Origin of the sequence: Prolixibacter denitrificans, from assembly GCF_003014495.1 — a bacterium.
GTDB classification, from domain to species: Bacteria; Bacteroidota; Bacteroidia; order Bacteroidales; family Prolixibacteraceae; genus Prolixibacter; species Prolixibacter denitrificans.
In genome coordinates this window covers 137,653-163,743 of record NZ_PYGC01000009.1, presented here as the reverse complement: position 1 = coordinate 163,743, position 26,091 = coordinate 137,653, and the positions used below count along the sequence as shown (strand labels likewise).

Annotated in this window: 21 protein-coding genes and 1 rRNA gene; 15 read left to right on the top strand and 7 right to left on the bottom strand. The window is 46.1% G+C overall.

Features of this window, described 5'->3' with window-relative positions; all coding sequences use genetic code 11:
- The 3 genes from rrf to CLV93_RS15940 all read left to right on the top strand — a co-directional run.
- Positions 1–92 (top strand): 5S ribosomal RNA (gene rrf, locus CLV93_RS15950); the annotation flags it as partial.
- A 300-nt stretch (positions 93–392) separates the two neighbouring features.
- Positions 393–2,420, top strand: a complete 2,028-nt coding sequence (locus CLV93_RS15945; protein ID WP_106543205.1) for a putative porin — start codon at positions 393–395, stop codon at positions 2,418–2,420.
- A 48-nt stretch (positions 2,421–2,468) separates the two neighbouring features.
- Positions 2,469–3,911 carry an MltF family protein gene (locus tag CLV93_RS15940; protein ID WP_106543204.1) on the top strand — a complete coding sequence of 481 codons (1,443 nt, stop codon included), beginning with the start codon at positions 2,469–2,471 and terminating at the stop codon, positions 3,909–3,911.
- On the opposite strand, the gene CLV93_RS15935 is transcribed toward CLV93_RS15940, so the two are convergent.
- From CLV93_RS15935 to CLV93_RS15925, 3 genes are read right to left on the bottom strand one after another with little or no spacing between them, the layout of a single operon-like run.
- Positions 3,898–4,539, bottom strand: a complete 642-nt coding sequence (locus CLV93_RS15935; protein WP_106543203.1) for an NUDIX hydrolase — start codon at positions 4,537–4,539, stop codon at positions 3,898–3,900. The two genes, CLV93_RS15940 and CLV93_RS15935, sit on opposite strands and share 14 nt — an antisense overlap.
- A 39-nt stretch (positions 4,540–4,578) precedes the next feature.
- Positions 4,579–5,844 (bottom strand): ABC transporter permease, encoded by a 1,266-nt coding sequence (locus CLV93_RS15930; protein WP_211297875.1) that lies wholly within the window; start codon positions 5,842–5,844, stop codon positions 4,579–4,581.
- 44 nt (positions 5,845–5,888) lie between these two features.
- The gene (locus CLV93_RS15925) at positions 5,889–6,875 is read right to left on the bottom strand and encodes a lysylphosphatidylglycerol synthase transmembrane domain-containing protein (RefSeq protein WP_211297874.1); all 987 of its coding nucleotides are present in this window, start codon (positions 6,873–6,875) and stop codon (positions 5,889–5,891) included.
- Between the two features lie 162 nt (positions 6,876–7,037).
- Between CLV93_RS15925 and rsmA the strand changes: the two genes are divergently transcribed.
- Positions 7,038–7,823: a 16S rRNA (adenine(1518)-N(6)/adenine(1519)-N(6))-dimethyltransferase RsmA gene (gene rsmA, locus CLV93_RS15920; RefSeq protein WP_106543201.1), complete on the top strand. Its 786-nt coding sequence runs from the start codon at positions 7,038–7,040 to the stop codon at positions 7,821–7,823.
- On the opposite strand, the gene CLV93_RS15915 is transcribed toward rsmA, so the two are convergent.
- A complete protein-coding gene (locus CLV93_RS15915; RefSeq protein ID WP_106543200.1) occupies positions 7,820–9,070 on the bottom strand; it encodes an ABC transporter permease in 1,251 nt (416 codons plus the stop codon). The genes rsmA and CLV93_RS15915 overlap by 4 nt on opposite strands.
- A 159-nt stretch (positions 9,071–9,229) precedes the next feature.
- On the opposite strand from CLV93_RS15915, the gene purH reads away from it, so the two are divergent.
- From purH to CLV93_RS15880, 7 genes are all read left to right on the top strand, one after another.
- Positions 9,230–10,753, top strand: coding sequence for a bifunctional phosphoribosylaminoimidazolecarboxamide formyltransferase/IMP cyclohydrolase (gene purH / locus CLV93_RS15910; RefSeq protein WP_106543199.1), 1,524 nt, complete (start codon positions 9,230–9,232; stop codon positions 10,751–10,753).
- 32 nt (positions 10,754–10,785) lie between these two features.
- Positions 10,786–11,808, top strand: a complete 1,023-nt coding sequence (locus CLV93_RS15905) for a rod shape-determining protein (RefSeq protein ID WP_106543198.1) — start codon at positions 10,786–10,788, stop codon at positions 11,806–11,808.
- Positions 11,809–11,863: 55 nt separating this feature from the next.
- Complete coding sequence (gene mreC / locus CLV93_RS15900; protein WP_106543197.1) at positions 11,864–12,697, top strand: rod shape-determining protein MreC; 834 nt, start codon at positions 11,864–11,866, stop codon at positions 12,695–12,697.
- Positions 12,687–13,193: a rod shape-determining protein MreD gene (mreD, locus tag CLV93_RS15895; protein ID WP_106543196.1), complete on the top strand. Its 507-nt coding sequence runs from the start codon at positions 12,687–12,689 to the stop codon at positions 13,191–13,193. Before mreC ends, mreD begins: the two co-directional genes overlap by 11 nt.
- A 21-nt stretch (positions 13,194–13,214) precedes the next feature.
- Positions 13,215–15,176, top strand: a complete 1,962-nt coding sequence (gene mrdA, locus CLV93_RS15890) for a penicillin-binding protein 2 (RefSeq protein ID WP_246187202.1) — start codon at positions 13,215–13,217, stop codon at positions 15,174–15,176.
- Positions 15,173–16,597 carry a rod shape-determining protein RodA gene (rodA, locus tag CLV93_RS15885; protein ID WP_106543194.1) on the top strand — a complete coding sequence of 475 codons (1,425 nt, stop codon included), beginning with the start codon at positions 15,173–15,175 and terminating at the stop codon, positions 16,595–16,597. The genes mrdA and rodA overlap by 4 nt, the downstream gene beginning before the upstream one ends.
- A gap of 181 nt (positions 16,598–16,778) precedes the next feature.
- Positions 16,779–18,077, top strand: coding sequence for a KamA family radical SAM protein (locus CLV93_RS15880; RefSeq protein WP_174821582.1), 1,299 nt, complete (start codon positions 16,779–16,781; stop codon positions 18,075–18,077).
- Between the two features lie 6 nt (positions 18,078–18,083).
- Here CLV93_RS15880 and CLV93_RS15875 read toward each other — a convergent pair whose 3' ends face one another.
- Positions 18,084–18,695: an acyl carrier protein phosphodiesterase gene (locus CLV93_RS15875; protein WP_106543193.1), complete on the bottom strand. Its 612-nt coding sequence runs from the start codon at positions 18,693–18,695 to the stop codon at positions 18,084–18,086.
- 162 nt (positions 18,696–18,857) lie between these two features.
- Here CLV93_RS15875 and CLV93_RS15870 point away from each other — a divergent pair, with 162 nt between their 5' ends.
- Both CLV93_RS15870 and CLV93_RS15865 read left to right on the top strand, forming a co-directional pair.
- Positions 18,858–20,207 (top strand): cyclic 2,3-diphosphoglycerate synthase, encoded by a 1,350-nt coding sequence (locus tag CLV93_RS15870; RefSeq protein ID WP_106543192.1) that lies wholly within the window; start codon positions 18,858–18,860, stop codon positions 20,205–20,207.
- Positions 20,208–20,311: 104 nt separating this feature from the next.
- Positions 20,312–21,214 carry a carbohydrate kinase family protein gene (locus CLV93_RS15865; protein WP_106543191.1) on the top strand — a complete coding sequence of 301 codons (903 nt, stop codon included), beginning with the start codon at positions 20,312–20,314 and terminating at the stop codon, positions 21,212–21,214.
- 15 nt (positions 21,215–21,229) lie between these two features.
- On the opposite strand, the gene CLV93_RS15860 is transcribed toward CLV93_RS15865, so the two are convergent.
- Entirely contained in the window at positions 21,230–22,186 is a 957-nt protein-coding gene (locus CLV93_RS15860) for a DMT family transporter (RefSeq protein ID WP_106543190.1), read from the bottom strand.
- A gap of 668 nt (positions 22,187–22,854) precedes the next feature.
- On the opposite strand from CLV93_RS15860, the gene CLV93_RS15855 reads away from it, so the two are divergent.
- Together CLV93_RS15855 and CLV93_RS15850 are read left to right on the top strand one after the other, a co-directional pair.
- Positions 22,855–23,403 carry a DUF1697 domain-containing protein gene (locus CLV93_RS15855; RefSeq protein WP_106543189.1) on the top strand — a complete coding sequence of 183 codons (549 nt, stop codon included), beginning with the start codon at positions 22,855–22,857 and terminating at the stop codon, positions 23,401–23,403.
- A gap of 472 nt (positions 23,404–23,875) precedes the next feature.
- The gene (locus CLV93_RS15850) at positions 23,876–24,451 is read left to right on the top strand and encodes a superoxide dismutase family protein (protein ID WP_106543188.1); all 576 of its coding nucleotides are present in this window, start codon (positions 23,876–23,878) and stop codon (positions 24,449–24,451) included.
- A gap of 291 nt (positions 24,452–24,742) precedes the next feature.
- On the opposite strand, the gene CLV93_RS15845 is transcribed toward CLV93_RS15850, so the two are convergent.
- Positions 24,743–26,086 (bottom strand): glucose-6-phosphate isomerase, encoded by a 1,344-nt coding sequence (locus CLV93_RS15845; RefSeq protein ID WP_106543187.1) that lies wholly within the window; start codon positions 26,084–26,086, stop codon positions 24,743–24,745.
- Positions 26,087–26,091 lie beyond the last annotated feature (5 nt).

The following is a 26,091-nucleotide window of genomic DNA, read 5'->3' as shown; positions in this document are numbered from 1 at the left end:
GGGTTCCACCTCTTCCCATTCCGAACAGAGAAGTTAAGCCCGTCAGCGCCGATGGTACTGCAGAGATGTGGGAGAGTAGGTCGCCGCTTATTTTATCAAAAGCCCGGTTCCTTTATTGGAGTCGGGCTTTTTTATGTAAAAAGCATGATATCACTCTATACCTTCAGTTCATTATTAACAATAATTAATAAGCTGACGATAGCAGTTTATCTTTGTTAAAGAATAAACTACCAATGAGTTAGTAAGTGGTTGGTTTAACGATAGTTTAATAAATCGGCAAAAACTTATATTAACTGGCATTGCAGAGGATTTGATATGAAACAGACCATATAACATATGATAAAATGGTCGCGAAGTAAGGTCACGACGCCGAAATAGCTATCTTTGCGCAGATGAATTTTCAGAGACAAATAGGACTCTTGTTTATCCTGCTGGCGTTGGCCGGCACGGTGAAGGCTCAACGTGGTATGCCCGAGAATGTGGGCAAGCAACGTCTGTCTGCCAATCCACAAAAGAAGGACTCAAAGGACTCCATCGTTTCGATCATTCATGTATTTAATATGGTGGACGGCTTGTCGCGTCCGCAGCGCGTACAGCTTGATACAGCCCTAACGGATTTTCAGGAGTACAAGCCCTATTACGAGAATAATATTTCGGTGCAAAACCTGGGAAACTTTGGGACGGCTTACCAAAGCAATCAATTCTTTAACCGTAAGCAATATTCGGATTTTATTTTTCTGAACAATCACGGTGCCTATGGTATTTGGCCCAGGACGACCGATTACTACAATACCACTACTCCTTATACCCTATTGCAATACGGACAGTGGTTCAATAACCGGCCCAATGGCGAAACCTGGCTGGATGTTTTGCACACGCAAAATGTATCGCCCGAGTTTAATTTTGGGATTCATTACGGCTCGATTGGTTCGCAGGGGCAATACCTCAATGCGGAAGCCAAAGACAATAACCTGAGTCTGTTTTTGAGTTACAATGGCCCGAAGTATGACCTCTGGTTTACCGTCGGGCACAACAGTTTTAAGAATCAGGAAAGTGGTGGATTGCTTCGCCCAACGGATGTTAAGAATCCGGATTTGAAGCCGGAGAACATGCCGGTTTGGCTCGATGGCGCCAACTCGAAAATGCAGAATCTGTACGCGAGTTTATCGCACCAGTTTAAAGTAGGAAGCTGGAAGGAGGTGAAAGAGGAGAATGAGATGTATCAAAAATTCGTTCCCCGTGTGGCTTTCATGCATACCATCGATTTTGCTAACAGTCAACGCGCATTCACTGAAACGGACCCGAATCCGTATTTTGTGTTCAGTAATCCGGTGGATACAGTTTACTTTTACGGGAATGGACACCAGCCATTGATAAATTCAAAAGTGGGGACCACATCCGATTTGGCTACCAACGATAAAGCTGGTGAAACGCGGGTTACCAATACTTTTCGGATGAAAGTCCTGGAGTCGGCTGACCGGAAGTATTCCTTCGGAAAGCAGGCATTCATCGGGAACGATTTGATTAAAGTTTACTACCCGATGAAAGGTGCGAACGATACCGTCGGGTTGACACAGTCGCATAACATCACGAACACGTATATCGGTGGTGCATTGTACCGTACCGAAGGAAAGTTCTGGAGTTGGAATGCTTTTGGAAAATACTACATACAAGGATATAAATTTGGTGATTTTGACATCAGCGGTTATGTCGAAAAGCCCATTCGTACCAAGCGTGATACGTCGGTGCTTCACATTTACGGAAGAATGCAAAACGAGACGCCGGATTATTTCCTGCAGCATTACTTCTCGAATCACTATAAATGGGATAATAGTTTCGACAGAACCTACAACTTATCAGTGGGCGGATATTACGACAATCCACACTGGCATCTGACCACTGGTGCTGATTATCGTATCGTTAATAACTATATTTATTTTAACGAGAACGCTGTGCCCGAGCAAGCAAGCTCGGAGTTCTCTGTCATGCAGGCTTATCTGGCCAAGGAGTTTGTGGCAGGAGGACTACATTTTTATAACAAGTTTGTTTATCAATGGACTACTACTGATAAATATCTTCATCTACCGGAGATCATGTTCCGGAACCGTACTTATTATCAAACGCTGGTTTCGCAAGTTTTGCATGTGCAAATCGGGTTTGATTTTCATTACGAATCCAGTTATTATGCCGATAATTATAATCCGGCAACTGGAGTATTTTATGTTCAGAATACCGAAAAAATCGGTAACTACCCTTGGCTCGATGCCTTTATCAATCTTAAACTTAAGCGTACCCGGTTCTATTTGAAATATTCGAACCTGGGTGAAAAGTTTATGAACGGGGGCTATTTTAGAACCCCAACTTATCCCGAACAGATTGCAACTATGTGCTTTGGCGTAGCCTGGTCGTTCTACAACTAGACCGGCCGGCATTTGGCACGTTTGCAATTATTCCCTTACATTTAGCTTATGAGAACCAGAAGATACATATTTCTTCTCTTCACTGTTTTCTCTATACTGGTCATTTCATGTGAGCGGGCGACGGCTCCAACACGTGTCGAGGATGACCATTTCCCAAAACAAACGAACGAATTGGACAAAGTCCTGAAGGACGGGAAACTGAAAGCAGTTGTAGATTATAACTCCACAAACTATTTCGTCTACCGTGGTCGTCCTATGGGATTTCAGTATGAATTGCTGAAAGCCCTGGCCAAACACATGGGAGTAACACTGGAAATCAATGTACGGAATAACCTGAAGGAGACATTTAATGATTTGAATGCCGGCCGGGTTGACCTTGTGGCCAAAAACCTGACGATAACGAAAGAGCGCAATCAGATTGTTTCGTTTACTTACCCATTGGGACAAACCCGTCAGGTACTGGTGCAGCGGAAACCCAAGAACTGGCGTCAAATGACCGAAGAGGAGATCAATCAACATTTGATCCGTAATCAGCTCGACCTTGCCGGGAAGACAATTTATGTGCAGAAGAATACCGCTTACGCGGAAAGGATGCGCAGTCTGTCCGACGAGATTGGAGCTGAAATCCACTTAAAAGAAGACTCGGTTTACGGCGTGGAACAGTTGGTAGCGATGGTCGCCGAAGGAAAAATCGATTACACCGTTTGCGACGAGAACGTTGGAAAAGTCAACGAAGGCTACTACCCCAACCTCGATGTGAAAACTCCGGTCAGTTTTCCTCAGTACCTGGCTTGGGCAGTTCGTAAAGATTCGCCTTCGCTGAAGCAATACATCGATGAGTGGATTAAGAATTTCCGCAAGTCGGACCAGTACCGGAAACTGTACAATAAGTATTTTCGTAATCCGCGCACTGCTTCTATCGTGCAGAGCAATTATCACTCGCTCAATGGGAACCATCTTTCGCGCTACGATTCTATCATTAAGAAAGATAGTAAGGAAATTCACTGGGACTGGCGTTTGGTGGCTTCAATCATTTACCAGGAATCGCGCTTCGATCCCCATGCCGAATCGTGGGCAGGAGCCGTTGGCTTGATGCAGTTAATGCCCGAAACGGCCGATTGGTTCAATGTAAACGATCTGTTCGATCCGAAACAGAATATTTATGGCGGAACACAGATGCTCTCGTGGCTCGACAATTATTTTTCCGACGATATTCCAGATAAGACTGAACGGTTGAAATTCGTACTGGCTGCTTACAATGTTGGATTGGGACACGTGCTCGATGCCCGTCGTTTGGCCCGGAAATACGGAAAAGATCCGAATATTTGGGATGGTAATGTCGATTACTTCCTGCTGCACAAATCAGTGGCGAAGTATTACAAGGATCCGCTAGTGAAGTGGGGATATTGTCGCGGAGAAGAACCTTACAACTACGTGAAAGAGGTTTGGGACCGGTACCTGCATTACCGCAACTTGTTTAAGGCGTCCTGACAGGCATCTGTTTCAGAACTTCCCGGAATTCGGAGAAAATCATTGCGGTAGCACCCCAGATAATATGACCGTTGAAGTGGAAACAGGGAACTTCCCTGGCACCGTTTCGCGTTTCAATCTGCGTGGTTTGGATGGCATTCGGGGCCAGTAATTCGTTGACCGGAACTAAAATCAAATCATCCACTTCGGTGTGATTGATCTGAAAATCCGGCTTTGAGTCGCTCCAGCCAACTACCGGCGAGATAAAGAAGTTGCTGACCGGCACGTATAACGGGCTCAGTCTCCCCAAAATATCGATGTTGGAAGGAATCACGCCGACTTCTTCCTGCGATTCCCGCAAGGCGGTAGCAATCAAATCGGGGTCCTGTTCTTCCTGTCTTCCTCCCGGGAAAGAAATTTGGCCGGCATGATTTTTCATGGTTTCCGGCCGCCGAATGAAGCAGGTGTAAAGTTCCTTATTGTCGGGGAACAATGTCAGCAAAACACCGCTTTGATTGACAGACAAATCACTGGTAACCGGCTTTAGTTTTCGCCCGACGGGAAGCAGCAAGCGATGTGCTTTTTCTCCCGGAAGGGAATGCGAAAGCGCAAACCGGAGATAGGATTGTATTTGATAAAAGTCTGTCATAAATGACTCTGAATTTACAAATTTCCGTTTTATGTTTTATCAATCGAACCGGATGGCTTTGTCCGGGGTGATGCGGGAAATATACCATGAAGGAATCACCAGCATCGACACGGTAATTACCAGCGTTCCGACATTCAACAGAACAAAGTGAAGCAGCTTAAGGTTGATGGGAACGGTGTTGACGTAGTATGAAGTTGGATCGAGTTTGATGATACCAAACTGTGCCTGTAGGAAACAAATAAGCAAACCAATGATGTTGCCCCACAGCATACCTTTCCCGATAAGGAAAGTAGACAGGTAAAGAAACACTTTCCGCACACTCAGATTTTCAGTTCCCAGCGCTTTCAAAATACCAATCATGTTGGTGCGTTCCAGGATCAGAATCAGCAGGCCGGATACCATGTTGAATCCTGCGACCATTAAAATCAGAGCCAGAATAACCCAGACGTTCATATCGAGGAGGTTCAGCCAATCGAAAATCTGCGGATACTTAAATTTGATACTCACGGTTCGCAAAACCGGCAGGTTTTTCTGATCCTCGTATCGAAGTGTGAGGTTACGAACCTCCTGCGTCATGTGATCTATCTCGTCGTAATTATTCAGCGCAACTTCAAATCCGCTTACCTGGTTATTCGTCCAGTTATTCAAACGCTGAATGTGCTTGATGTCGGCAAGAATGAACAACTTGTCAAACTCTTCGAGATTGGTTTTGTATATCCCGGTTATTTTAAAACGACGCATGCGCGGAGCACTCGAAGCATCGTTCAGGAAATACATGAACAGCGGATCGCCCAACTTCAGTTTCAACAAGTCTGACAGCTGCTGCGAGATGATGACGTCGTCGGTACGAAGCGAATCATTCACATGAAAGATTTTGCCCTCGACCATGTTTTTGCGGAAAAAGCTCCAGTCAAAATCGGGGCCGACTCCTTTCAGCACAACTCCCTGAATTTCTTTTTTTGTTTTGATGATACCGGGTTTGGTGGCAAACATTTCCACGTGCCTGACATCGGGCATGCCCCGCAGCGAGTCGAGCCACGGTTGTTGTTTTGGAATGGGCTTGGTTTCGTATGACGAATTGGAATCGTAGTTCACTATCTGAATATCGGAACCGAAACCAATCACTTTCTTGCGAATTTGCGACTTGAAACCGGTGACGATTGCCACGGAGAGAATCATCACGATGAGTCCCAAGGCTATTCCGATAATGGCGAATGAAACAATGGAACGCGAAAATCGCTTTTTCCCCTCGCGGGTGGAAAAAATCCTACGTGCTATATAGAGTTCTGTGTTGATTCGGGACACCTTGGTAATGATTTTGCGTAAAGGTAGCGAAAAATTCTCCGGTGCTAAGCCCGGCGACGGTTAATGAATGGCAATGCCCAAAGGGAAATCAAACCGACGATAAGCATCATGGACGTTTGAGCCGCATGCACCAAAAAGGCGAAAATAACGCCGTTACTCTTCGCCACTCCGTAAAGGGCCAAACCTTCGATGGTCATCACGTGCCAGGCGCCAATTCCTCCCTGAACAGGGGCAACCATCCCGTAGCTTCCCAGCACAAAAACAGTCATGCCGGCCAGAATAGGTAAGCCGCTGGTGAATCCAAAAGCCTGGAAGGAAACGTAGCTCATCAGGAAATACATAGCCCAGATAAAGACCGTATGGAAAACAAACGCCAGCTTATTATCCATGGTTTTGAATGAGCGGAACCCTTCTCCAAAATTGCTGAGTACTTCGTTGAATTTTTTAGCTGCCGGCAGATGGCCGTATTTCTTTCGGAAGATAATGAGGGCTGCAATTCCGAAAATTACAGCTCCAATTAGTACCGGCGAAGTGAGAACAGCAAGCACTTTGTCTTCAACTTCCGGGTTGTGATGCAGGAAGAGCAACATCTTGTCGAACTGTGTAACAAACACAAACAAGGTAAGCAGCAGGAGCATGATGACGTCGACAAAGCGTTCGAGTACCACGGTACCCAGCAATTTCGACATGGAAATATTTTCGTACTTCGACAGGGCGCCGCAACGCGAAACTTCGCCCAAACGCGGAAGGGCCAAATTCATTAAGTAGCCAATCATTACGGCAAAAAAAGTGTTGAGTTTGCGGGGCTTTTTTCCTAAAGGTTTGATAAGGATGACCCAGCGCAAGGTGCGACTGATATGACTTAGCAGGCCAAGAAACAGTGAAAACCAAATCCAGCGATAATTGACGTCATTTTTCAACACCGATTTAATGCGGTCGATATCCTGACCACGGTAAACCAGCCAGAAGAGAAATATGCCTAATGCCAAAAAAATTAGTGCCTTGGCTATATCGAGTATTTTTTTCTTCAAAACGATTCGGGTTTTTGGATTGGTAAATTACCAGGGCAATCTACTATCGTCTTCGGGCGAAAGCCACTGAATTTTTGTACTTTTGGACTTCTTTTAAGTTGAGCAAATTTAGCTTTTTTCGGGAAACACAACACATTTAGTCTAAGTCTTGATAACTCGGATATGACAGTAAGGGCAAAGAAAAACCTGGGACAGCATTTTCTAACGGACAAAAATATTGCCCGCAAGATTGTGGAGAGCCTGCAGAAGAAGGATATTAAACAAGTGCTGGAAGTTGGGCCGGGTATGGGCGTGTTAACGCAATTTCTGCTGGAAGAGAAGGACTTGCAAACGTATGTAGTTGAGATTGACCGGGAATCGGTTGCTTATTTGCACGAGCATTTCCCTGAACTTGGGGACCGCGTAATTTCGGGTGATTTTCTGAAGATGAATTTGTCGGAACGCCTTTCCGAACCTTTTGCTTTGATTGGAAACTTCCCTTATAATATCTCGTCCCAGATTTTTTTCAGGGTACTGGAATACCGTAATCATATTCCCGAAGTGGTGGGAATGATCCAGAAAGAGGTCGCTGAGCGTATCGCGGCCGGACCTGGAAGTAAAACCTACGGAATTCTGAGTGTGCTGCTGCAGACCTGGTACGATATCGAGTATCTATTTACAGTACACGAACACGTTTTCTCACCGCCACCGAAAGTAAAATCGGCTGTTATCCGGTTAACCCGAAACAAGGTGGAATCGTTGGAATGCGACGAGAAATTGTTATTCACTATCGTGAAGCAATCCTTTAATCAACGACGCAAAACGTTGCGAAACAGTTTGAAGGGACTGGTTCCGGAAATCGACGAACTCGATCCTGTCTGGTTGAAAAAACGTCCGGAGCAATTGTCTGTTCAGGAGTTTATTGAGTTGACCCGTGAAATAGAAAAGGTACGTTCGTCCGGAAATTAAACCGTATTGATCGCTTCTACCGGGTCGAGGCCGGATGCTTTTCGTGCCGGTAACATCCCGGCTACTACTCCGATGGTGGCCGAAATAAAAATTCCGGTGAGAATGTTTCCCAGCGTTAGCGAGATCTGGAAGGACGAAACGAGACTGACGAAAACGGCCCCTCCATATACGATCAATAGACCAATTAATCCTCCCATAACCGAAAGTACGACCGATTCGAAAAGGAATTCCAGCATGATGAAGTAATTTTTTGCGCCGAGCGATTTCTGGATACCGATTATTTTAGTACGTTCTCTCACCGAAACGAACATGATGTTGGCAATGCCGAAACCTCCCACAAGGATGGCAAATCCTCCGATGATCCATCCTGCCAGGTTGAAAATCCGGAAGAAATTATCGAGCTGGCCCGAAATCAGGCTCACTTCGTTCAGTGCAAAATCATTCTCTTCGCTGGGTTTAAGTCGCCGGATCGAACGCATTACTCCTTCCAAATCATCGTGAAGCCGCTGTGCCGATACGCCGTCTTTCCCTTTTACAATAATGCTTTGCCCCATATCGCTGCGGATATCGACCAGGCGGGCCGCAAATTTGATAGGAATCAGCACCCGCTTGTCCATGCTGGTACCGAACATATCTTCTCCCATTTTGGTGAAGACGCCGATGATATAAATCTTATATCCTTGTATTTTGATGGTTTTCCCAACCGGGTCTTCATTTGGGAAAAGTTGTGATGCGACATCGGCTCCCAGCATGCCGAGGTTTCGGGCTGAATTCATCTCAATTTCAGAGAATGACCTTCCGCGTGCTACATCCAGCGACCAGATGTGAATTAGTCCCGGCGAGGTTCCCACGATTTCCACATTCTCGGCTCTACTCTTACCTACCTGTACAGTGCGCCGGTAAAAAACGTTGAAAGAAGCCTCGCGCGTGAGTTGAGAGCGCCGCATGATATCTTCGGCTTCCTGTAGTTTGGGAACCGGGCGGTTCATGTATTTCCACCAGGGATATTCCGTTTCCCCTTCCGGCGGTGCCCAGGGCCATTTCTGAATATAAATTACATTAGTACCCAACGACTCCATACTGTTGCGAATGGCCCGTTCCAGCGAATCAATCACAGTTAAAACCGATATGATACAGAAAATGCCGATCGTAATTCCCAAAAGCGAAAGAAATGTTCGCAATTTGTTTACGATTAAAGCATTGTATGCAAAACGGAAACTTTCGAGTATGAGTTTGAGTAGAAGCATAGCGTTTAATGGTTGTTTAAAGGTAGGAAAAATAAAAAAAAGGGACCTTGGCTCGCTTTTGTTTTTATGTTTATTGAAAATATTATAAATCAATTTATAAAAGGCCTGAAAACTTACGGCTTTTTATTAACTTTGCGGGTAAAAGTTAAATAATTATAAATGAGCGGCTTAAAGAAGATAAAATCAGCGTTGATTTCTGTTTATCACAAAGATAAACTGGATCTCATTGTTCAAAAACTGAATGAGCTGGGGGTAACGATCTATTCGACCGGGGGCACACAAAAGTTTATAAGTGAATTGAATGTGCCGGTATCAGCAGTTGAAGATTTAACCACGTATCCTTCCATTTTAGGCGGACGAGTAAAGACGCTTCACCCGAAGGTGTTTGGTGGAATCCTCGCTCGCAGGGAGAATGAAGGAGATAAGGAACAGCTGAAACAGTACGAGATTCCTGAAATCGATTTGGTAATTGTCGACCTTTACCCCTTTGAGGAAACGGTTGCCACAGGAGCTTCGGAAGCTGATATTATTGAGAAAATTGATATTGGTGGAATTGCGCTGATTAGGGGAGCCGCCAAGAATTTTAATGATGTACTGATTGTTTCCCACCGCGGTCAGTACGAAGCGTTGCAGGCTTTGCTAGATGAAAAAGGAGGCGAAACTTCGCTGGACGATAGGAAAGCTTTCGCCGGAGAAGCCTTTGCAACTTCTTCGCATTACGATACTGCTATTTATAATTATTTTGCTGGCGAATGGCCGGAAAGTTTCCGTGCCAGCCAGAATGAGTCGAAGTCGTTGCGCTACGGCGAAAACCCTCATCAGAAAGGTGTTTTCTTCGGCAAGTTTGACGAAATGTTCGAGCAACTTCACGGCAAGGAGATTTCATACAACAATTTGCTGGATATCGATGCAGCCGTCAGTTTGATTGACGAGTATGACGACACGACTTTTGCTATCCTGAAACACAACAACGCCTGCGGATGTGCCAGCCGCGAGAATCTTGTAGAAGCATGGAAAGATGCATTGGCCGGTGATCCGGTATCTGCTTTTGGTGGAATTTTAATTACCAACCGGGAAGTAGATGCAGCTACCGCTGCCGAAGCGAATAAGATTTTCTTTGAGGTAATTATTGCTCCTTCATATTCAGCGGAAGCACTCGAAGTTTTGGAGAGTAAGAAGAACCGTATCATCCTGATAAGGAAAGATGCGAAGACGTCGGATGTACAGTTCCGGAGTGTGCTGAATGGAGTGATTGTGCAGGAAAAAGACAGGAAGCAGGAAGTAGCCGAAGAGCTGAAGCCGGTAACCAAAAAAGTACCTACAGCAGAACAGGTGGAAGATTTATTGTTTGCAAATCGCTTGGTTAAACAATCAAAATCGAATACGATCGTTCTAGCTAAGGGAAAACAACTGCTGGCGAGTGGCGTTGGCGAAACTTCCCGGGTGGATGCACTGAAGCATGCCATTGAAAAAGCAAAATCGTTTGGTTTTGATTTGAAGGGCGCTGTGATGTCATCTGATGCGTTCTTTCCATTTGCCGATTCGGTAGAAATTGCACATAACGAGGGGATCGATTGTGTGATTCAGCCGGGGGGATCAATCCGGGATAAAGACTCCATCGAATTCTGCGATGCGCATGATATGGCGATGGTCGTAACCGGAATCCGGCATTTTAAACATTGAGAAGTATTAACAATAAATGAACTAAGACACGTATGGGCCTATTCTCGTTTCTTACCCAGGAAATTGCCATCGACCTTGGTACGGCCAATACCATCATTATTCATAATGATAAAATTGTTGTTGATGAACCATCGATCGTGACCATCGATATGAAAACCGAAAAAATGGTCGCCATCGGGGAGAAGGCAAGGCAGATGCAGGGGAAAACACACGCGAATCTGAAAACCATCCGTCCGTTGCGCGACGGGGTGATTGCTGATTTTAACGCGGCTGAACAGATGATCAGAGGGATGATTAAAATGATTCATCCGAAAAGCCGTTTGTTTTCACCGGCATTAAAAATGGTAGTTTGTATCCCGTCCGGCTCAACTGAGGTGGAGATCAGGGCAGTACGCGACTCGTCGGAGCATGCCGGCGGCCGCGAAGTTTATATGATTTACGAACCGATGGCGGCAGCTATTGGTATCGGCCTCGATGTAGAAGCACCCGAGGGAAATATGATTGTCGATATCGGTGGTGGTACTACCGAGATTGCTGTTATTTCGCTTGGTGGAATTGTGACCAACAAGTCCATCCGTATCGCGGGTGACGACCTGACCGGCGACATCATGGAATACATGCGCCACCAGCACAATATCAAGATTGGTGAGCGTACAGCGGAGGAGATTAAAATCAACGTAGGTGCTGCATTGTCTGAGTTAGAGGACGCACCATCGGATTTTATCATCCAGGGACCGAACCAAATGACGGCATTGCCTATCGAAGTTCCGGTATCTTATCAGGAAATCGCGCATTGCCTGGAAAAATCGATTTCGAAGATTGAAACAGCTATATTGAGTGCATTGGAGCAAACTCCGCCGGAGTTGTATGCCGATATCGTGAACCGCGGTATCTGGCTGGCAGGTGGTGGTGCATTGCTGCGCGGGCTCGACAAACGCCTGTCCGATAAGATTAATATTCCGTTCCACATTGCTGAAGACCCGTTGCGGGCTGTGGCCAGAGGAACCGGAATTGCACTGAAGAATGTGGACAAATTCTCATTCCTTCTTCGTTAACATGAAATAATATTAACGCAGACCAGGGAGGAGTATATTCCTCCCTTTTTTGCCTATGAGGAATTTACTACGTTTTCTGGCTAAGTACCACGCCGTATTTTTATTTGTATTTCTGGAAGTGTTGTCCATCACGATGATCGTGAAGTACAATAATTATCAGCGTGTGAAATTTTTGAATTCCAGTAATCAGTTAACCGGAAGCATTTATGACGGTTATTGGGGGATTGCGCAGTATTTTTCCTTGAAACAGCTCAATGACGAACTGGCTGAAGAAAATGCCAAGTTGCGCTCGGAGTTGATGCGCGAAGAGCTTTCGAAGATAGGGAACGATGCTCCGCAACAAGATTCACTGTATCAGCAAAACTTTTTCTTCCTCACTGCCAAGGTGATTAATAATTCTGTGAACCGGGTTCATAATTATATTTTACTGAATAAAGGCTCGCGGCATGGAATAAAACCCGATATGGGAGTGGTTTCCAGCAATGGTGTGGTAGGTGTGGTAACGAACGTGTCGAAAAATTACTGTACCGTTATTTCGCTCCTGAACAACCGGTTGAAGATTAGCGCAAAGATCAAGCGTAACAATTATTTTGGTTCGCTTACGTGGAATGGCGACGATTATCGCAAGGCCGAACTCGATGAAATTCCGTTTCATGTAGATGTGGCCAAAGGCGATACTATTGTAACCAGCGGTTATTCGGCCATCTTCCCGGAAGGATTGATGTTGGGAACCGTTTCTGATTATTCACTCCAGGGAGGTAGCAATTTTTACAAAATCACGGTAGACCTTTCGGTCGATTTCAAGAACCTGGTGTATGTAGATGTCATTCAGAACAAAACACGCGACGAAATACTGAAGCTCGAATCAACGGACGAAAATGATCAATGATATTCTGAAATACGGCATTATGTATGTTGTGCTGGTCCTGGTTCAGGTCCTGCTCATCAACAATGTGCAATTGGGGGGAATGTATTCTCCATTCATCTATATTCTTTTCATTCTATTGCTGCCGTTCGATACGCCCCGTTATCTGTTGCTGATACTCGGATTTTTACTGGGATTGACAATCGACATTTTCTCCAATACGCCGGGAATTCATGCCTCAGCTACGGTATTCACAGCTTTTTTACGGCCCGGAGTTTTGATGTTGATCTCTTCCAGGGACACGTATGAACCGGGAAGCGCACCGCGAATTAGTACATACGGTTTCGAGTGGTTCCTGAAGTACGCTGTTATCCTGGTGTTGGCGCACAACCTGTTTCTCTTTTTCGTGGAAGCATTTACCCTGCACGGGTTATTTCATACGTTGCTTAAAGCAATCATCAACGCCTTTTTATCGATAATTTTAATAGTTTTGAGCCAGTATCTGGTATTCCGGAAATAGCACGGTTCGAAATTAATAGTGGTGGATTCCAACGCAAAACGTACATATCTTATTGCAGCCATATTTTTAGTGGTAGCTGTGATGTATTTAATTCGCCTGTTTACGCTGCAGGTGGTTGATACATCGTACAAACTTTCAGCTACCAACAACGTGGTGCGCCGTATTGTGAATTACCCGGCGAGAGGATTGGTTTACGATAGGAAGGGGACACTGTTGGTGTACAATCAGGCTGCTTACGATGTGCTGGTTACACCTCGCGAATTGCAGCCTTTCGATACCCTGAATTTCTGCAATATTACCGGTGTAACGAAAGAAGAGCTGAAGGAGCAACTGCAAAAAGCAAAGGATTACTCTTACTTTAAACCTTCCGTAATCATCAAGCAGTTGTCGGCTCAGCGATATGCCATTCTGCAGGAACAGTTGTACAAATTTTCCGGTTTCTTCGTGCAAACACGTACGCTTCGGGAATATCCGCAGAAGATCGCATCGCACGTGCTGGGCTACGTTGGCGAAGTGAACCAGCAGATGATTAAAAAGGATCCGTATTACGAAACGGGTGATTATGCTGGTATTACCGGACTCGAAAAATCATACGAGAAGGAGCTTCGAGGTAAAAAGGGAGTCAACTACCTGATGGTGGATGTACACAACCGGATAAAAGGCTCTTTCCAGAACGGGCGTTATGATACAACCGCAGTGATTGGGGAGAATGTTGTGACTTCGCTGGACGCCGATTTGCAACGGTACGGCGAAAAGCTGATGCAGGGAAAAGCCGGAAGTATTGTAGCCATCGAACCTTCGACAGGTGAGGTGCTGACATTGGTCAGTTCGCCGACCTACGATCCCAATTTGTTGGTCGGTCGTGATCGGGGTGAACATTACCTGGCGCTGGCACGTGATACGTTGAACCCTTTGTTCAACCGCGCACTTATGGCGCAATATCCGCCGGGCTCGACTTTTAAAATGGTGAATGCCCTGATTGGACTGCAGGAAGGAGTCCTAACACCCTATACTCGTTATGCCTGTCATTATGGTTATACAGTTGGTAATTATCATATGGGGTGCCATCACGATACCGTTTTTACATTAAGTGGTTCTATTGCCGAATCCTGTAACGCATACTATGCCCAGGAGTTTCGCAGTATACTGGAGAATCCCAAATACCCGGATGTTCGACAGGCCTATGATACCTGGCGGAAATACGTAATGAGTTTTGGTTTTGGCCGTACGCTGGGAACCGATTTCCCAAATGAGCTGAAAGGATTTGTACCTTCTTCCAATTTTTATGAGAAGTACGTGTTTAAAGGGTCCCGTTGGCGGGCTTTGCCGATTATTTCGCTGGCCATTGGGCAGGGCGAGCTGGGAATTACTCCTTTGCAGCTGGCTAATTATGCGGCAACATTGGCAAACCGGGGCTATTATTATATTCCTCATATAGTAAAGAAAATTCAGAATGAAAATATTCCCACGCGGTTTACAGAGCGGCATTATACTGATATCGACACTACTCAGTTCCCGAAAATTATTGAAGGAATGGAGGAAGTGCTAAAGCCCGGTGGAACCGCGGCAATGTCCCGGATTCCAGGGATTACGATGTGTGGAAAAACCGGAACGGCACAGAACCCTCATGGGGCCGATCACTCGGTTTTCATGGCATTTGCTCCGGCTGATCATCCGAAGATTGCCATTTCTGTTTATGTAGAGAATGGAGTCTGGGGTGCCCGGTATGCTGCACCGATTGCCAGTTTGATGATTGAAAAATACCTGACGGATTCGATTTCTTCCGGAAGGAAATGGCTGGAGAAACGCATGATGGAAGCCAATTTGCTGGAACCGAAAAAGCCTAAAAAGAAGGCTCCGGCAGAAACGGAAACAACCGTCAGCAGCACGACAAATAAAACTCCCGAAAGGGATACGGTACCTCCTAAAGAGATAGCGGTAAAAAGAGATTCACTGGTTATACAAGAAGATACAATCAACTGATACGCAGGAATAACATATGGTATAATCTCGATTGGATCACGGTCCTACTTTACGTGATTTTGGTGTTCATGGGGTGGCTGAATATTTACGCCGCCGTGTACAACGAAGACCACCAGAGCATCATGGACATGACCCAACGCTATGGTAAACAGCTGATTTGGATCTTAATGGCTTCGTTTATTGCCATTACCGTGCTGATTATCGATAGTAAATTTTATGTGGCGTTTGCCTATGTTTTTTATGCTGTGGTTATTGTGCTGCTTGTTGCAGTCCTATTCTTCGGAAAGGAGGTGAACGGTGCGCGTGCCTGGTTCGAGATTGGTGGCTTTGCTTTGCAGCCCGCTGAACTCGGGAAGTTTGTTACGAACCTGGCGGTAGCCAAGTATATCAGTCAGTACAATTTCAAGATGCACCGGTTTAAATCGCTGGCGGTGTTGGGGATGTTAATCGGTATTCCCGCACTGCTGATTATCGCTCAGAACGATACCGGTTCGGCGTTGGTTTATGCCGTATTCATTCTGGTTTTCTACCGCGAAGGCTTGTCCGGGATGTTCCTGTTCTGGGGATTTGCTGCGGCGGTATTGTTTGTTCTCACACTCATTTGGAATGAAGTTCGTTTGGTCGGATTCCTCATATTTGCGTCGATACTGGCATATGGAATTGTTCGCCAAAAAATGAAGGAGGTCGTTAAGATAGTCGTCATTTTTGCGGCTATCCTGGGTGTTGTGTACTTGTTTAGTCACATGGTTCGTCCCGGATGGTCGACGGCTATGATTTTATATGTTGCAACAGGAATTTCGATTTTCATTTTCATTATTTACGGTATCCGGAAAAGAATTCAGCCAGTGTTTTGGGTCGTGTTGTTCTTTGTGAGCTCACTGGCACTCAGCCGTTCTGTTTCATTTGTGTATGAGGACGTGTTGGTTGCTCACCAGCGCGACCGGATTGATGAGGTACTGGGCATTCGTTCCGATCCGTTGGGCGTAGGTTACAATGTGAATCAATCGAAAATTGCCATTGGTTCGGGGGGCGTTACGGGAAAAGGTTTCCTGAAAGGAACCCAAACAAAGTTCAACTTTGTGCCCGAGCAGAGTACCGACTTTATCTTCTGTACGGTAGGCGAAGAGTGGGGCTTTCTTGGGACTTCGACAGTGATTATCCTATTCATGATATTGTTGATACGCTTGTTGTTCCTTGCCGAACGACAGCGCTCCCGGTTTAGTCGGGTATATGGATATGGTGTGGCCGGAATTCTATTTTTTCACTTCGCTATTAATATCGGTATGACTATCGGTCTGGTGCCGGTGATTGGTATTCCACTTCCGTTCTTCAGCTATGGCGGGTCATCGCTGTGGTCGTTCACATTCCTGTTGTTTATCTTTTTGCGCCTCGATGCTAGTCGCATGGAAATCCTTAGATAATAGCACGATAGCATTCCGATTTGATAAATAACCTTTATTTTACTACCTTTAGGAGCCAATAAAATGAAGCTTCCGCCTAACACGCTGTATGATAGGTAAATATATGCCTTCCTGAAAACGGCTTCATTATCCTTGTTTGGCATCAATTTTATTTTGGGGTTATTTTTAATTTTTCTAGGGTATGATGAAGTATCGTTCTTATTCTTTGTCCAATTTTCGTTCGATTCCGCAAATCGATCTACTTTCTGAGGAACAAAAATTTACTATCGAAGTGGTAGGCACAGTCTTGCCATTCAAGGTCAGTAACTATGTTATTGATGAGCTGATTGACTGGGACCATTTCGAGCATGATCCGTTTTTTATTCTCACCTTCCCGCAAAGGGGAATGTTATCAGACGAACATTTTAATGAAGTAGCTGATTTATTGCGATCAGATGCTGAAAAATCCGAAGTCAAACAGGTGGCTGACCGTATCCGTTTGCAGTTGAATCCCAATCCTGCCGGACAGGAACACAACGTGCCGGTTTTTAATGGGGAACGTTTGGCCGGTATTCAGCATAAGTACCGCGAAACCATGTTGTTTTTCCCCAGCCAGGGACAAACCTGTCATGCTTATTGCACATTCTGTTTCCGGTGGTCGCAGTTCGCCTTGCAGGATACAAAATTCGCCATGAAAGAAGCCGATTTGATGGTGAGGTATCTCAGGGCTCATCCCGAGATATCGGATGTGTTGTTTACCGGCGGCGATCCGGCAGTGATGAAAACCAAGTTTTTCAGGCATTACCTGGAAGCTATTATCGATGCAGATCTTCCCGGTGTTAAAACTATTCGAATCGGAACCAAAGCATTAACCTACTGGCCTTATCGTTTTACCACGGACGATGATGCGGACGAATTGATGGATTTATTCCGCAAGGTGATTGACAGTGGAATCAACCTCAGTATCATGGCTCATTTCAACCATCCGAGAGCGCTGGAAACAGAGGCTGTTCAGGATGCAATTGCTAATATTCTTTCTACCGGAGCTCAGATTCGCTCGCAGTCGCCGTTGATGAAGCACATCAACGATCATCCGTTTTTGTGGTCAAAAATGTGGCGCAAACAGGTCGATTTGGGTGTTATTCCATATTACATGTTTATTGCTCGCGATACCGGCGCACAGGATTATTTCGCGGTAACGCTGGACAATGCCTGGACGATTTTCCGCAAGGCTTATCAGCAGGTGAGTGGTGTATGTCGCACCGTTCGAGGTCCGAGTATGTCGAGCGAGCCGGGTAAAATACGCATTGTGGGCGTGTCGGAAATTAATGGTGAGAAAGTGTTCGTGTTAAACTTCATTCAGGGGCGGAACCCCGATTGGACCAACCGGCCGTTCTTCGCCAAATACGATCCGGATGCTATCTGGATAAATGATTTAAAACCGGCTTTCGATGAAGAAGAGTTTTTCTTCGAAGAGGAGTTGGTTTCAATGAGTGATTAAAAATATTCAGCCCCGCTTCAGTCGGGGCATTTTTATTTCTACGCCGGCCTCTTCTATTGCAAACTGAATGATTTCCGGAAAGAAACGGGCAAAGGCCTCGTCGAACTGTGCATATTCTTCCGTCAGTGTTTTCATCGCAAAAGGAGTTTCCTCAGGAAGCGAAGTACGGCGGCTTAAAATGCTCAGCGACTCCTCGATTCCTTTGAATTGGGCATATGATTCCAGGCGTTTATGCTGAATGAGAAACGGTGTAAATAGCTTGACGCGGGCAGGTAATATTCTGTAATTGGACATTAGGATGCCATGAAAACGGCGGGTGGCATTCTTCAACGAATGATTCGAATAGCGTTGCCAGTTGGCAGCTAGAAAATGGTCGAAGAAAATATCGGTCACTACCCCTGCATATTTCCGGTAACCCGGACGAAGCAGTTGGTTACAGGCCCGCACAGCTTCGTGGCGATCGGTGAATTCGTCGATTTTGCGGTGTAGCAAAATTCCTCTTTCCACTTCCGTAGGAAAATCACGGTGCTGCTTCCCTTTCACGTAGTCACCGATAAAATTTCCCAGCATCAATTCTTCCGACTCTCCCGATAAGTATATGTGCGCAAGATAGTTCATTCCATCCCTCCTAATCTGGCGGCAAAGTGCTATTTATTCCGGTAATATCCAAATCGGACGTTTTCATCCGTTGATGAGGTGAGAAAATTCATGTTCTGGACGTATTGTTTTGGTTAACTTAAAAGAATCGTTTAAACCTCTCACATCTAAATCATTTCAACTATGGCACGCCGTAATGTTCTTATCATCGGGGCTGCTGGCCGCGATTTTCACAACTTTAACACCTTTTTCAGGGACAATCCCGATTACCGGGTTGTTGCATTTACAGCCACCCAAATTCCCGACATCGACGGGAGAAAGTATCCGCCGGAACTGGCCGGAGCCAATCTTTATCCGGATGGCATTCCGGTTTACGAGCAAAACGATTTGGCGAAGCTGATTCGGGAGTTGGAAGTGCAGGATTGTTTCTTCTCGTATAGCGATGTAGCATACAAAAAAGTGATGAGTTTAGCTTCCGTTGTGCAGGCCGCCGGAGCCAACTTCATGTTGCTCGGTCCCGGGGAAACCATGCTGCGAAGTACCAAGCCGCTTATCTCGGTGACCGCTACCCGAACCGGATGTGGAAAAAGCCAGACTTCCCGGAAGGTGGTTGAACTGCTGACCCAAATGGGATTGAAAGTGGTGGCTATCCGGCACCCCATGCCTTACGGCGACCTGAACGCGCAAAAAGTGCAGCGATTTGCCGAGATCGCTGATTTGAAAAAACACAAATGTACCATCGAGGAGATGGAAGAATATGAACCGCACATTGTTCGCGGAAACGTGATTTACGCCGGCGTAGACTACGAAGCCATTCTGCGCGCCGCGGAAAATGACCCCAATGGTTGTGATGTCATTCTCTGGGATGGCGGGAACAACGATATGTCGTTCTACCATTCTGATTTGTCGATTGTGGTGGCCGACCCGCACCGCGCGGGAGCGGAAGGAAATTACTATCCGAGCGAAGTGAATGTACGCCTGGCCGATGTAGTTATCATTAACAAGATCGATACCTCGGAGCCCGAAAAAATTCAGGCCGTTCGTGATAACATTGCCCGCATTAACCCGAAAGCGGTGATTGTAGAGGGCGCTTCTCCCGTAAGGGTGGAAGATCCGGAATTGATTCGCGGTAAGCGAATTCTGGCTGTTGAAGACGGTCCAACCCTGACGCACGGAGAAATGAAAATCGGGGCAGCTATTGTGGCGGCTCAGAAATTAGGAGCGAGCGAAATTGTCGATCCACGTCCGTGGCTGGCTGGCAAGCTTGAAGAGACTTTCCGGATTTATCCGAACATCGGTACGTTGTTGCCGGCAATGGGTTACGGAGACGAGCAGGTGAAAGACCTGGAAAAAACCATCAACAAGGTCGATTGTGACGCGGTGATCGTGGGAACGCCGATCGATTTGCGCCGAGTGGTGAAAATTAAAAAACCGTCGACCCGGGTATATTACGATCTGGAAGAGATTGGGGAGCCCAAACTGACGGGTATACTGGATGAATTCGTTAAAAAACATCTTCCCGGAAGGGTATAAGAACAGGAAAGCGGCTTCGGTCGCTTTTTTTTATTTTATATAAACATTACCTTCACGTGAAACTTGATGGCAACGGTTGGTTGCTCCAAAATTTTACTTCGTACATGACATATAATATCATCGCATTTGGGGAGTTGTTATGGGATTTGTTGCCTGAAGGCAAGGCATTGGGAGGCGCTCCGGCGAACTTCATATTTCGGGTGAACCACTTTGGAAATAACGGTCGGCTGATTACCCGCCTGGGAAACGACGAGCTGGGTAAAGAGGCTATGGAACGCGTGAAGGAAATCGGCTTGCCGACAGGATATGTGCAGGTGGATGAAAACGTTCCGACCGGAACAGTGGATGTGTTTCTGGACAAACAGGGAATTCCCGATTTTACCATCAATACCGGTGTAGCGTTTGACGAGATTGAATTTACTTCCGACATAAAGGAACTGGCTTCCGAAGCGCACTGCATTTATTACGGAACGTTGGTTCAAAGAGGTGATAAATCCCGTGAATCGCTTTTCAAATTGATCGATGCGGCACCCAAGGCGTTGAAATTTTGCGATATCAATTTACGGAAAGACTGTTATACACCTGAAACTTTGCACGAATCGCTTCAACGAGCCGATGTGGTCAAGATCAATGATGACGAGATCATGGAACTCGGGAAAATTTTTACGCTCATTGGTACCGATCCTCGAAGTTATGGCGAGGATTTGATGATGCGTTACGATCTCGGTATCCTGTTGGTGACCATGGGCCCCAAAGGAGCTTTGTGTATCACGCAGGACGGCGAATTCTTTTACGATTCAGGGTACGAAGTGAAGGTGAAAGATACGGTGGGCTCCGGAGATGCCTTTTCGGCCGGATTTATCCACATTCTGCTCAAAACCGGAGATGTGCACCATGCGCTGAACTTCGGTAACGCATTGGGCGCTTTAGCTGCAACAACAGCCGGTGCGACGGTTCCTATCAGCGAATCGGAAGTGATGGCCTTTATGCGAAAATATTACGTTTGATTTAACGAAACGAAATCACCTTACGGTTGATATATTCTTCTGCCCGGAATTATTTTTCCGGGCTTTTTTATTCCGGTACTGTTCCGGCAACTTCGCTACAGCGATTATAATCACACCGGCAATGGAGAGCAAACCGCCAAAAATCTGGTAGCCCTGTGGCAGTTGTCCGAAGTAAATCAGCACGCCTCCCATTACGAACAATCCTTTCAATGCCTGAATAATGGACGAACGCGAAGCTTCGATGTGCTCAAAGCTCTTGTAGAGGAGAAGCACCGCCAGGAATGGCCCGAAGAAAGCGCCCAGTCCGGTATTTAGTAGCGCCCTTCCGGGAACATTCAATGAATCGCCCGAAACAAGAATCCAACCAATGGAAAACAGGAAGAGCCAGAAAGTGCGGTTGAAGTTGAGCAGCTCTGGCGGAAAGTCTTTCACCTTCACTTTCACCAGGATGGTGGTGGTCGACGCAAACAGCGCATTTAGCACCACGATTCCCGTACCCGGAATGAAAAAATCGGCAAGTTTGGCTGAGCCGGAATAGCTGGTGATAAAAGCTCCTACTAAAACAACCACAATGCCCACCGTTTCGAGCCGGGTAAAGCGTTCTTTTAGCAGCATGACCCCCATCAATGTCACAAAGAGCGGAAACAGGTTGCCCAGGAAACTCGTCACGGCCGGGTTTTCGATGACTTTAATGGACGCGAAAAACAGGGTGGTGGTGGCTATTTCCATGGCACCCAAAGTGGGTAATACCCATCGAGACTTTTTCGGGATATTTCGTAACACCGACAACTTGCCGCGAAAGAGCACAACCGACAGGTTCAGACTGAAAGCAATCAGGAACCAGTAAAACCAGAACTGCGACATGCTCATGTCGTTCATGGCTGCTTTGCTGAAGATGTACACGTTGCTGAACGAAATGGTGGCCAGCACCGTGTAAATGTAGCCGCGCGGGCGGTTAGCCTGTGTTGTCATACGGTTGGTATTTGGATGCAAAGATAGTCGTTTGGAAAAAAGTTTTAAGTGTTAAGTTTTAAGAAGAAGGACAGAGGTGAAGGAACTGAAAGTGCAGACTGAAATATGCTTCGTCATTTCGATACGGGCTTGTAGAGTCAGGACATGTCGTGACCCTACCCACCCATGGACATACTCTTTTCTTAAAACTTATTACCTAACACTTAACACTTAACACTTTTGGGAAAAACTTATCAACCACTTCATATTATGTGTAGTAGTGGCGAACGTTCGATTTTTAATGGTGAACGTGCAAAAATCTGTGGCGAATGACACACTGTACGAAAAAGTACACCCGGATGGACGCAGTTATGAACAATAAGCGGACGAGGCGTTTTAGGTTTCTTCTTTCTAATCGATTAATTTAGAGACTGTAGTTCAGTATGAATAATGATTGCTGAGATGTTACAACTGAGTGAGACAAGACAAAAACAAGCAATAAAGATTTTCCAGATAATCCTTTTTCGACCCGGGGCACGGGTAATTTAGATCAATACGCTTTTAATGGTTTAGAAGGAAAGCTCCGGTAACCTTACATTTTCCACCAAAGGTACCGGGGCTTCATTTTGTCTTTGAACCTTCCGTCTCTGTCAATGGTTTCATGAACCATAACCAACTCATCCTTATAAATGAACCAATACATCGCTATTCTTCGTGGCATCAACGTGGGCGGCAACCGGAAAATCAAGATGGCCGACCTGAAAGAGCTGTTTGCCGGTATGAGCTTCACGGAGATTTCAGCCTACATACAAAGCGGTAATGTCCTGTTTTCTTCCGCGAAAGAAGAGGATAGCGTAGCATTGGGTGATAAACTGGAGCAAGCCATTGCCGATACGTTTGGCTTCGCTGTGCCGGTGATTGTCCGCACCGTTGAAGAACTGCAACAAGCTATTGCTACCAACCCGTTTTACGCTTCGCCCGACTCCGATATCGAACGATTGCACCTCACCTTTCTGAAAACAGCACCGGCACCTGCTCAATTGGCTGTCATTAACCAAATCAACCACTTACCCGACAAATTCAACATCATCGGTAACCATGCATTTGTTTATTGCTCGGGTCGATACAGCGAATCAAAGCTCACCAACTCTTTCTTTGAAAAGAAGCTAAAAGTGCCGGCTACTACGCGAAACTGGAAAACGGTGCTGAAGCTGGTGGACCTTTCTTTGGGAAAATGAGAGGGGGAGAAATGGCGAATAGGCGATAGGGAGTGTCATTTTCGGATTAAACTGCCTTTTCAGGGCGAAGGTATTTTTGTGACGGACCCGAAATCCCAAGGCGTTGCCGTTGGGCTGAAGTAAGCTGTCTCTTCAAGACGAAAAGCACATGAAATATTTCGAGGTGAGATTCCAATGCTATGATTTTCGGGCTGCAGGCCCGGTTTAATTTAGCCCAACGGCAACGCCTTGGGGTTGAAAAGCAACAAATTTGTTATCGCCCTGAAAGGCAACTTACCACCGATTTTTCATGTTAATATTTGGTTATGAGGGAGAACTTCTTTATCGAAATTTGAACAAGATACCACTTTGGTTAGTTTTATGTAGTTAAAGACTAATAGGATAGAGGTATCCTGCCGGGCCGGCTAACCAGACAGCTAATCCGCCAAACGAATGAAACAAGATGAATGACTAACTTAAAAATGAAAGTGCTATGAGGAAGAGAATTTTTGCATGGAACGGTATGCTGGCAATTATTTTGTTGATTGTTACACAGTCTTGCGCTCCTAAATCAGGACAACAGAACAATACAGGAATGGAGAAATCAGCCACTCCGGAGGTAACGAAAGCGGTGTGCGTCCTTCAACCAACAGAGGGGAATCACGTCACCGGAACGGTTACCTTCACCAAAGTGGATGGCGGCGTTCAGGTGGTAGCCGACTTGGAAGGTCTGGCACCGGGGAAACACGGTTTCCATGTGCATCAGTATGGTGATATCTCGGCAGCGGATGGTACCTCGACCGGCGGACACTTTAATCCGGAAAATGTGAATCATGGTGGACCGGACGCGGATGTTCGTCACGTAGGTGATCTGGGGAATATTGTTGCCGCGGCCGATAGTACCGGTCATTATCAGCGGATAGACAAAATGGTGAAACTGAACGGACCACACTCTGTCATCGGCCGTGCCATCATCGTGCACGCCGGTGAGGATGACCTGACATCGCAACCAACGGGAGCTGCCGGCTCACGCGTGGCTGAAGGGGTGATTGGCATTGCCAAACCTTGATGGAATAAATTGATTGATTAGATAAAGAAAGGGATTTCACCTGATGGGTGGAGTCCCTTTTTTGTATTGAAAGGTTATCAATGCAGTGTTTCGTAGGGACACGACATGTCGTGTCTCTTGTATAAGTCCTTCAGTCCTTTTAACGGAAACATCCTGACAGGTTTCAAAAACCTGACAGGATTGGCATCGTGAGCCAAACCACCGACAGGGTTTTCAACCACTGTCGGGGTCAAACGAAAAAAGCTGCCCAAATGAGCAGCTTTTGTATTCTTGTTGCAACCTGTAAATGGCTTACAGGCGCGATTTGATTTGCTTGGTTTCCTCTTCGAAGCCGGGTTTTTCGAGCAGGGCGAACATGTTCTTTTTGTACGCTTCTACTCCGGGCTGATCGAATGGATTCACCTCGAGAGCATAACCGCTCATTCCGCAGGCAATCTCGAAGAAGTAAATCAACTGTCCGATGTTGTATTCGTCAAGTTTTGGAACTTCCACGCGGATGTTGGGAACACCACCGTCCATGTGTGCCAGGGCGGTTCCCAGTTCGGCCATTTTGTTTACCTCATCGACACGTTTGCCGGCCAGGTAATTCAGCTTGTCGAGGTTATCCTTGTCTTCCGGGATACGAACCTCATAATCGGGTGTATTGACAGAAATAACGGTTTCGAACAGGATACGTTCGCCTTCCTGGATGTACTGTCCCATGGAGTGCAGGTCGGAAGTGAAATCGACGCTGGCCGGGTAAATTCCTTTGCCCTCTTTTCCTTCACTTTCGCCGTACAGCTGTTTCCACCATTCTGAGAAGTAGTGCAGTTTTGGGGTGAAATTGACCAGGATTTCGATTTTCTTACCTGATTTATACAGGCTGTTACGAACAGCGGCGTACTGTGCTGCCAGGTTGTCTTCGAACGGAACGTTCACATCGCTGGCTTTTTCCATGTCGCGGGCACCCTGTACAAGCGCACGAACATCGAATCCGGCAACAGCAATCGGTACCAAACCCACCGGAGTCAGTACAGAGTAACGTCCACCGACATCATCAGGAATGACATAAGTTTTGTAACCTTCCGCGTCAGCGAGAGTACGCAGGGCACCTTTGCTTTCGTCGGTGATGGCAACAATACGCTGACGGGCTTCTTCTACGCCATATTTATCTTCAATATCCTGACGAAGCAGACGGAAAGCGAGAGCCGGCTCGGTAGTCGTTCCCGATTTGGAAATAACCGCCATCGCGTACTCTTTGCCTTTCAGCAGTTCGCGCAGTTCGTGCAGGTAATCTTCACCGATGTTCTGTCCGGCAAAGAGAATATGCGGTGCATCGCTTCCTTTCAGGTGAGCGAATGAATCAGACAATGCATCCACCACAGCTTTGGCGCCGAGGTAGGAGCCACCGATTCCGATGACCACAAAAATGTCGAGTTTCTTGCTTCTGAGGCGGGCTGCTGTTTCTTCCACATCACTTAAATGCTCTTCAGTGATAGCGTTTGGAAGGTTCACCCAACCCAAAAAATCGTTTCCTTTTCCGGTTTTTTCGTGGAGAGCTACATTGTTCTTTTCCATCGTTTCCTTCCACGCGAATACTTCGTCGCGGGAAACAAAGGAAAAGGCTTTCTCCATATCCAGCTTGATATTGTTCATGATAG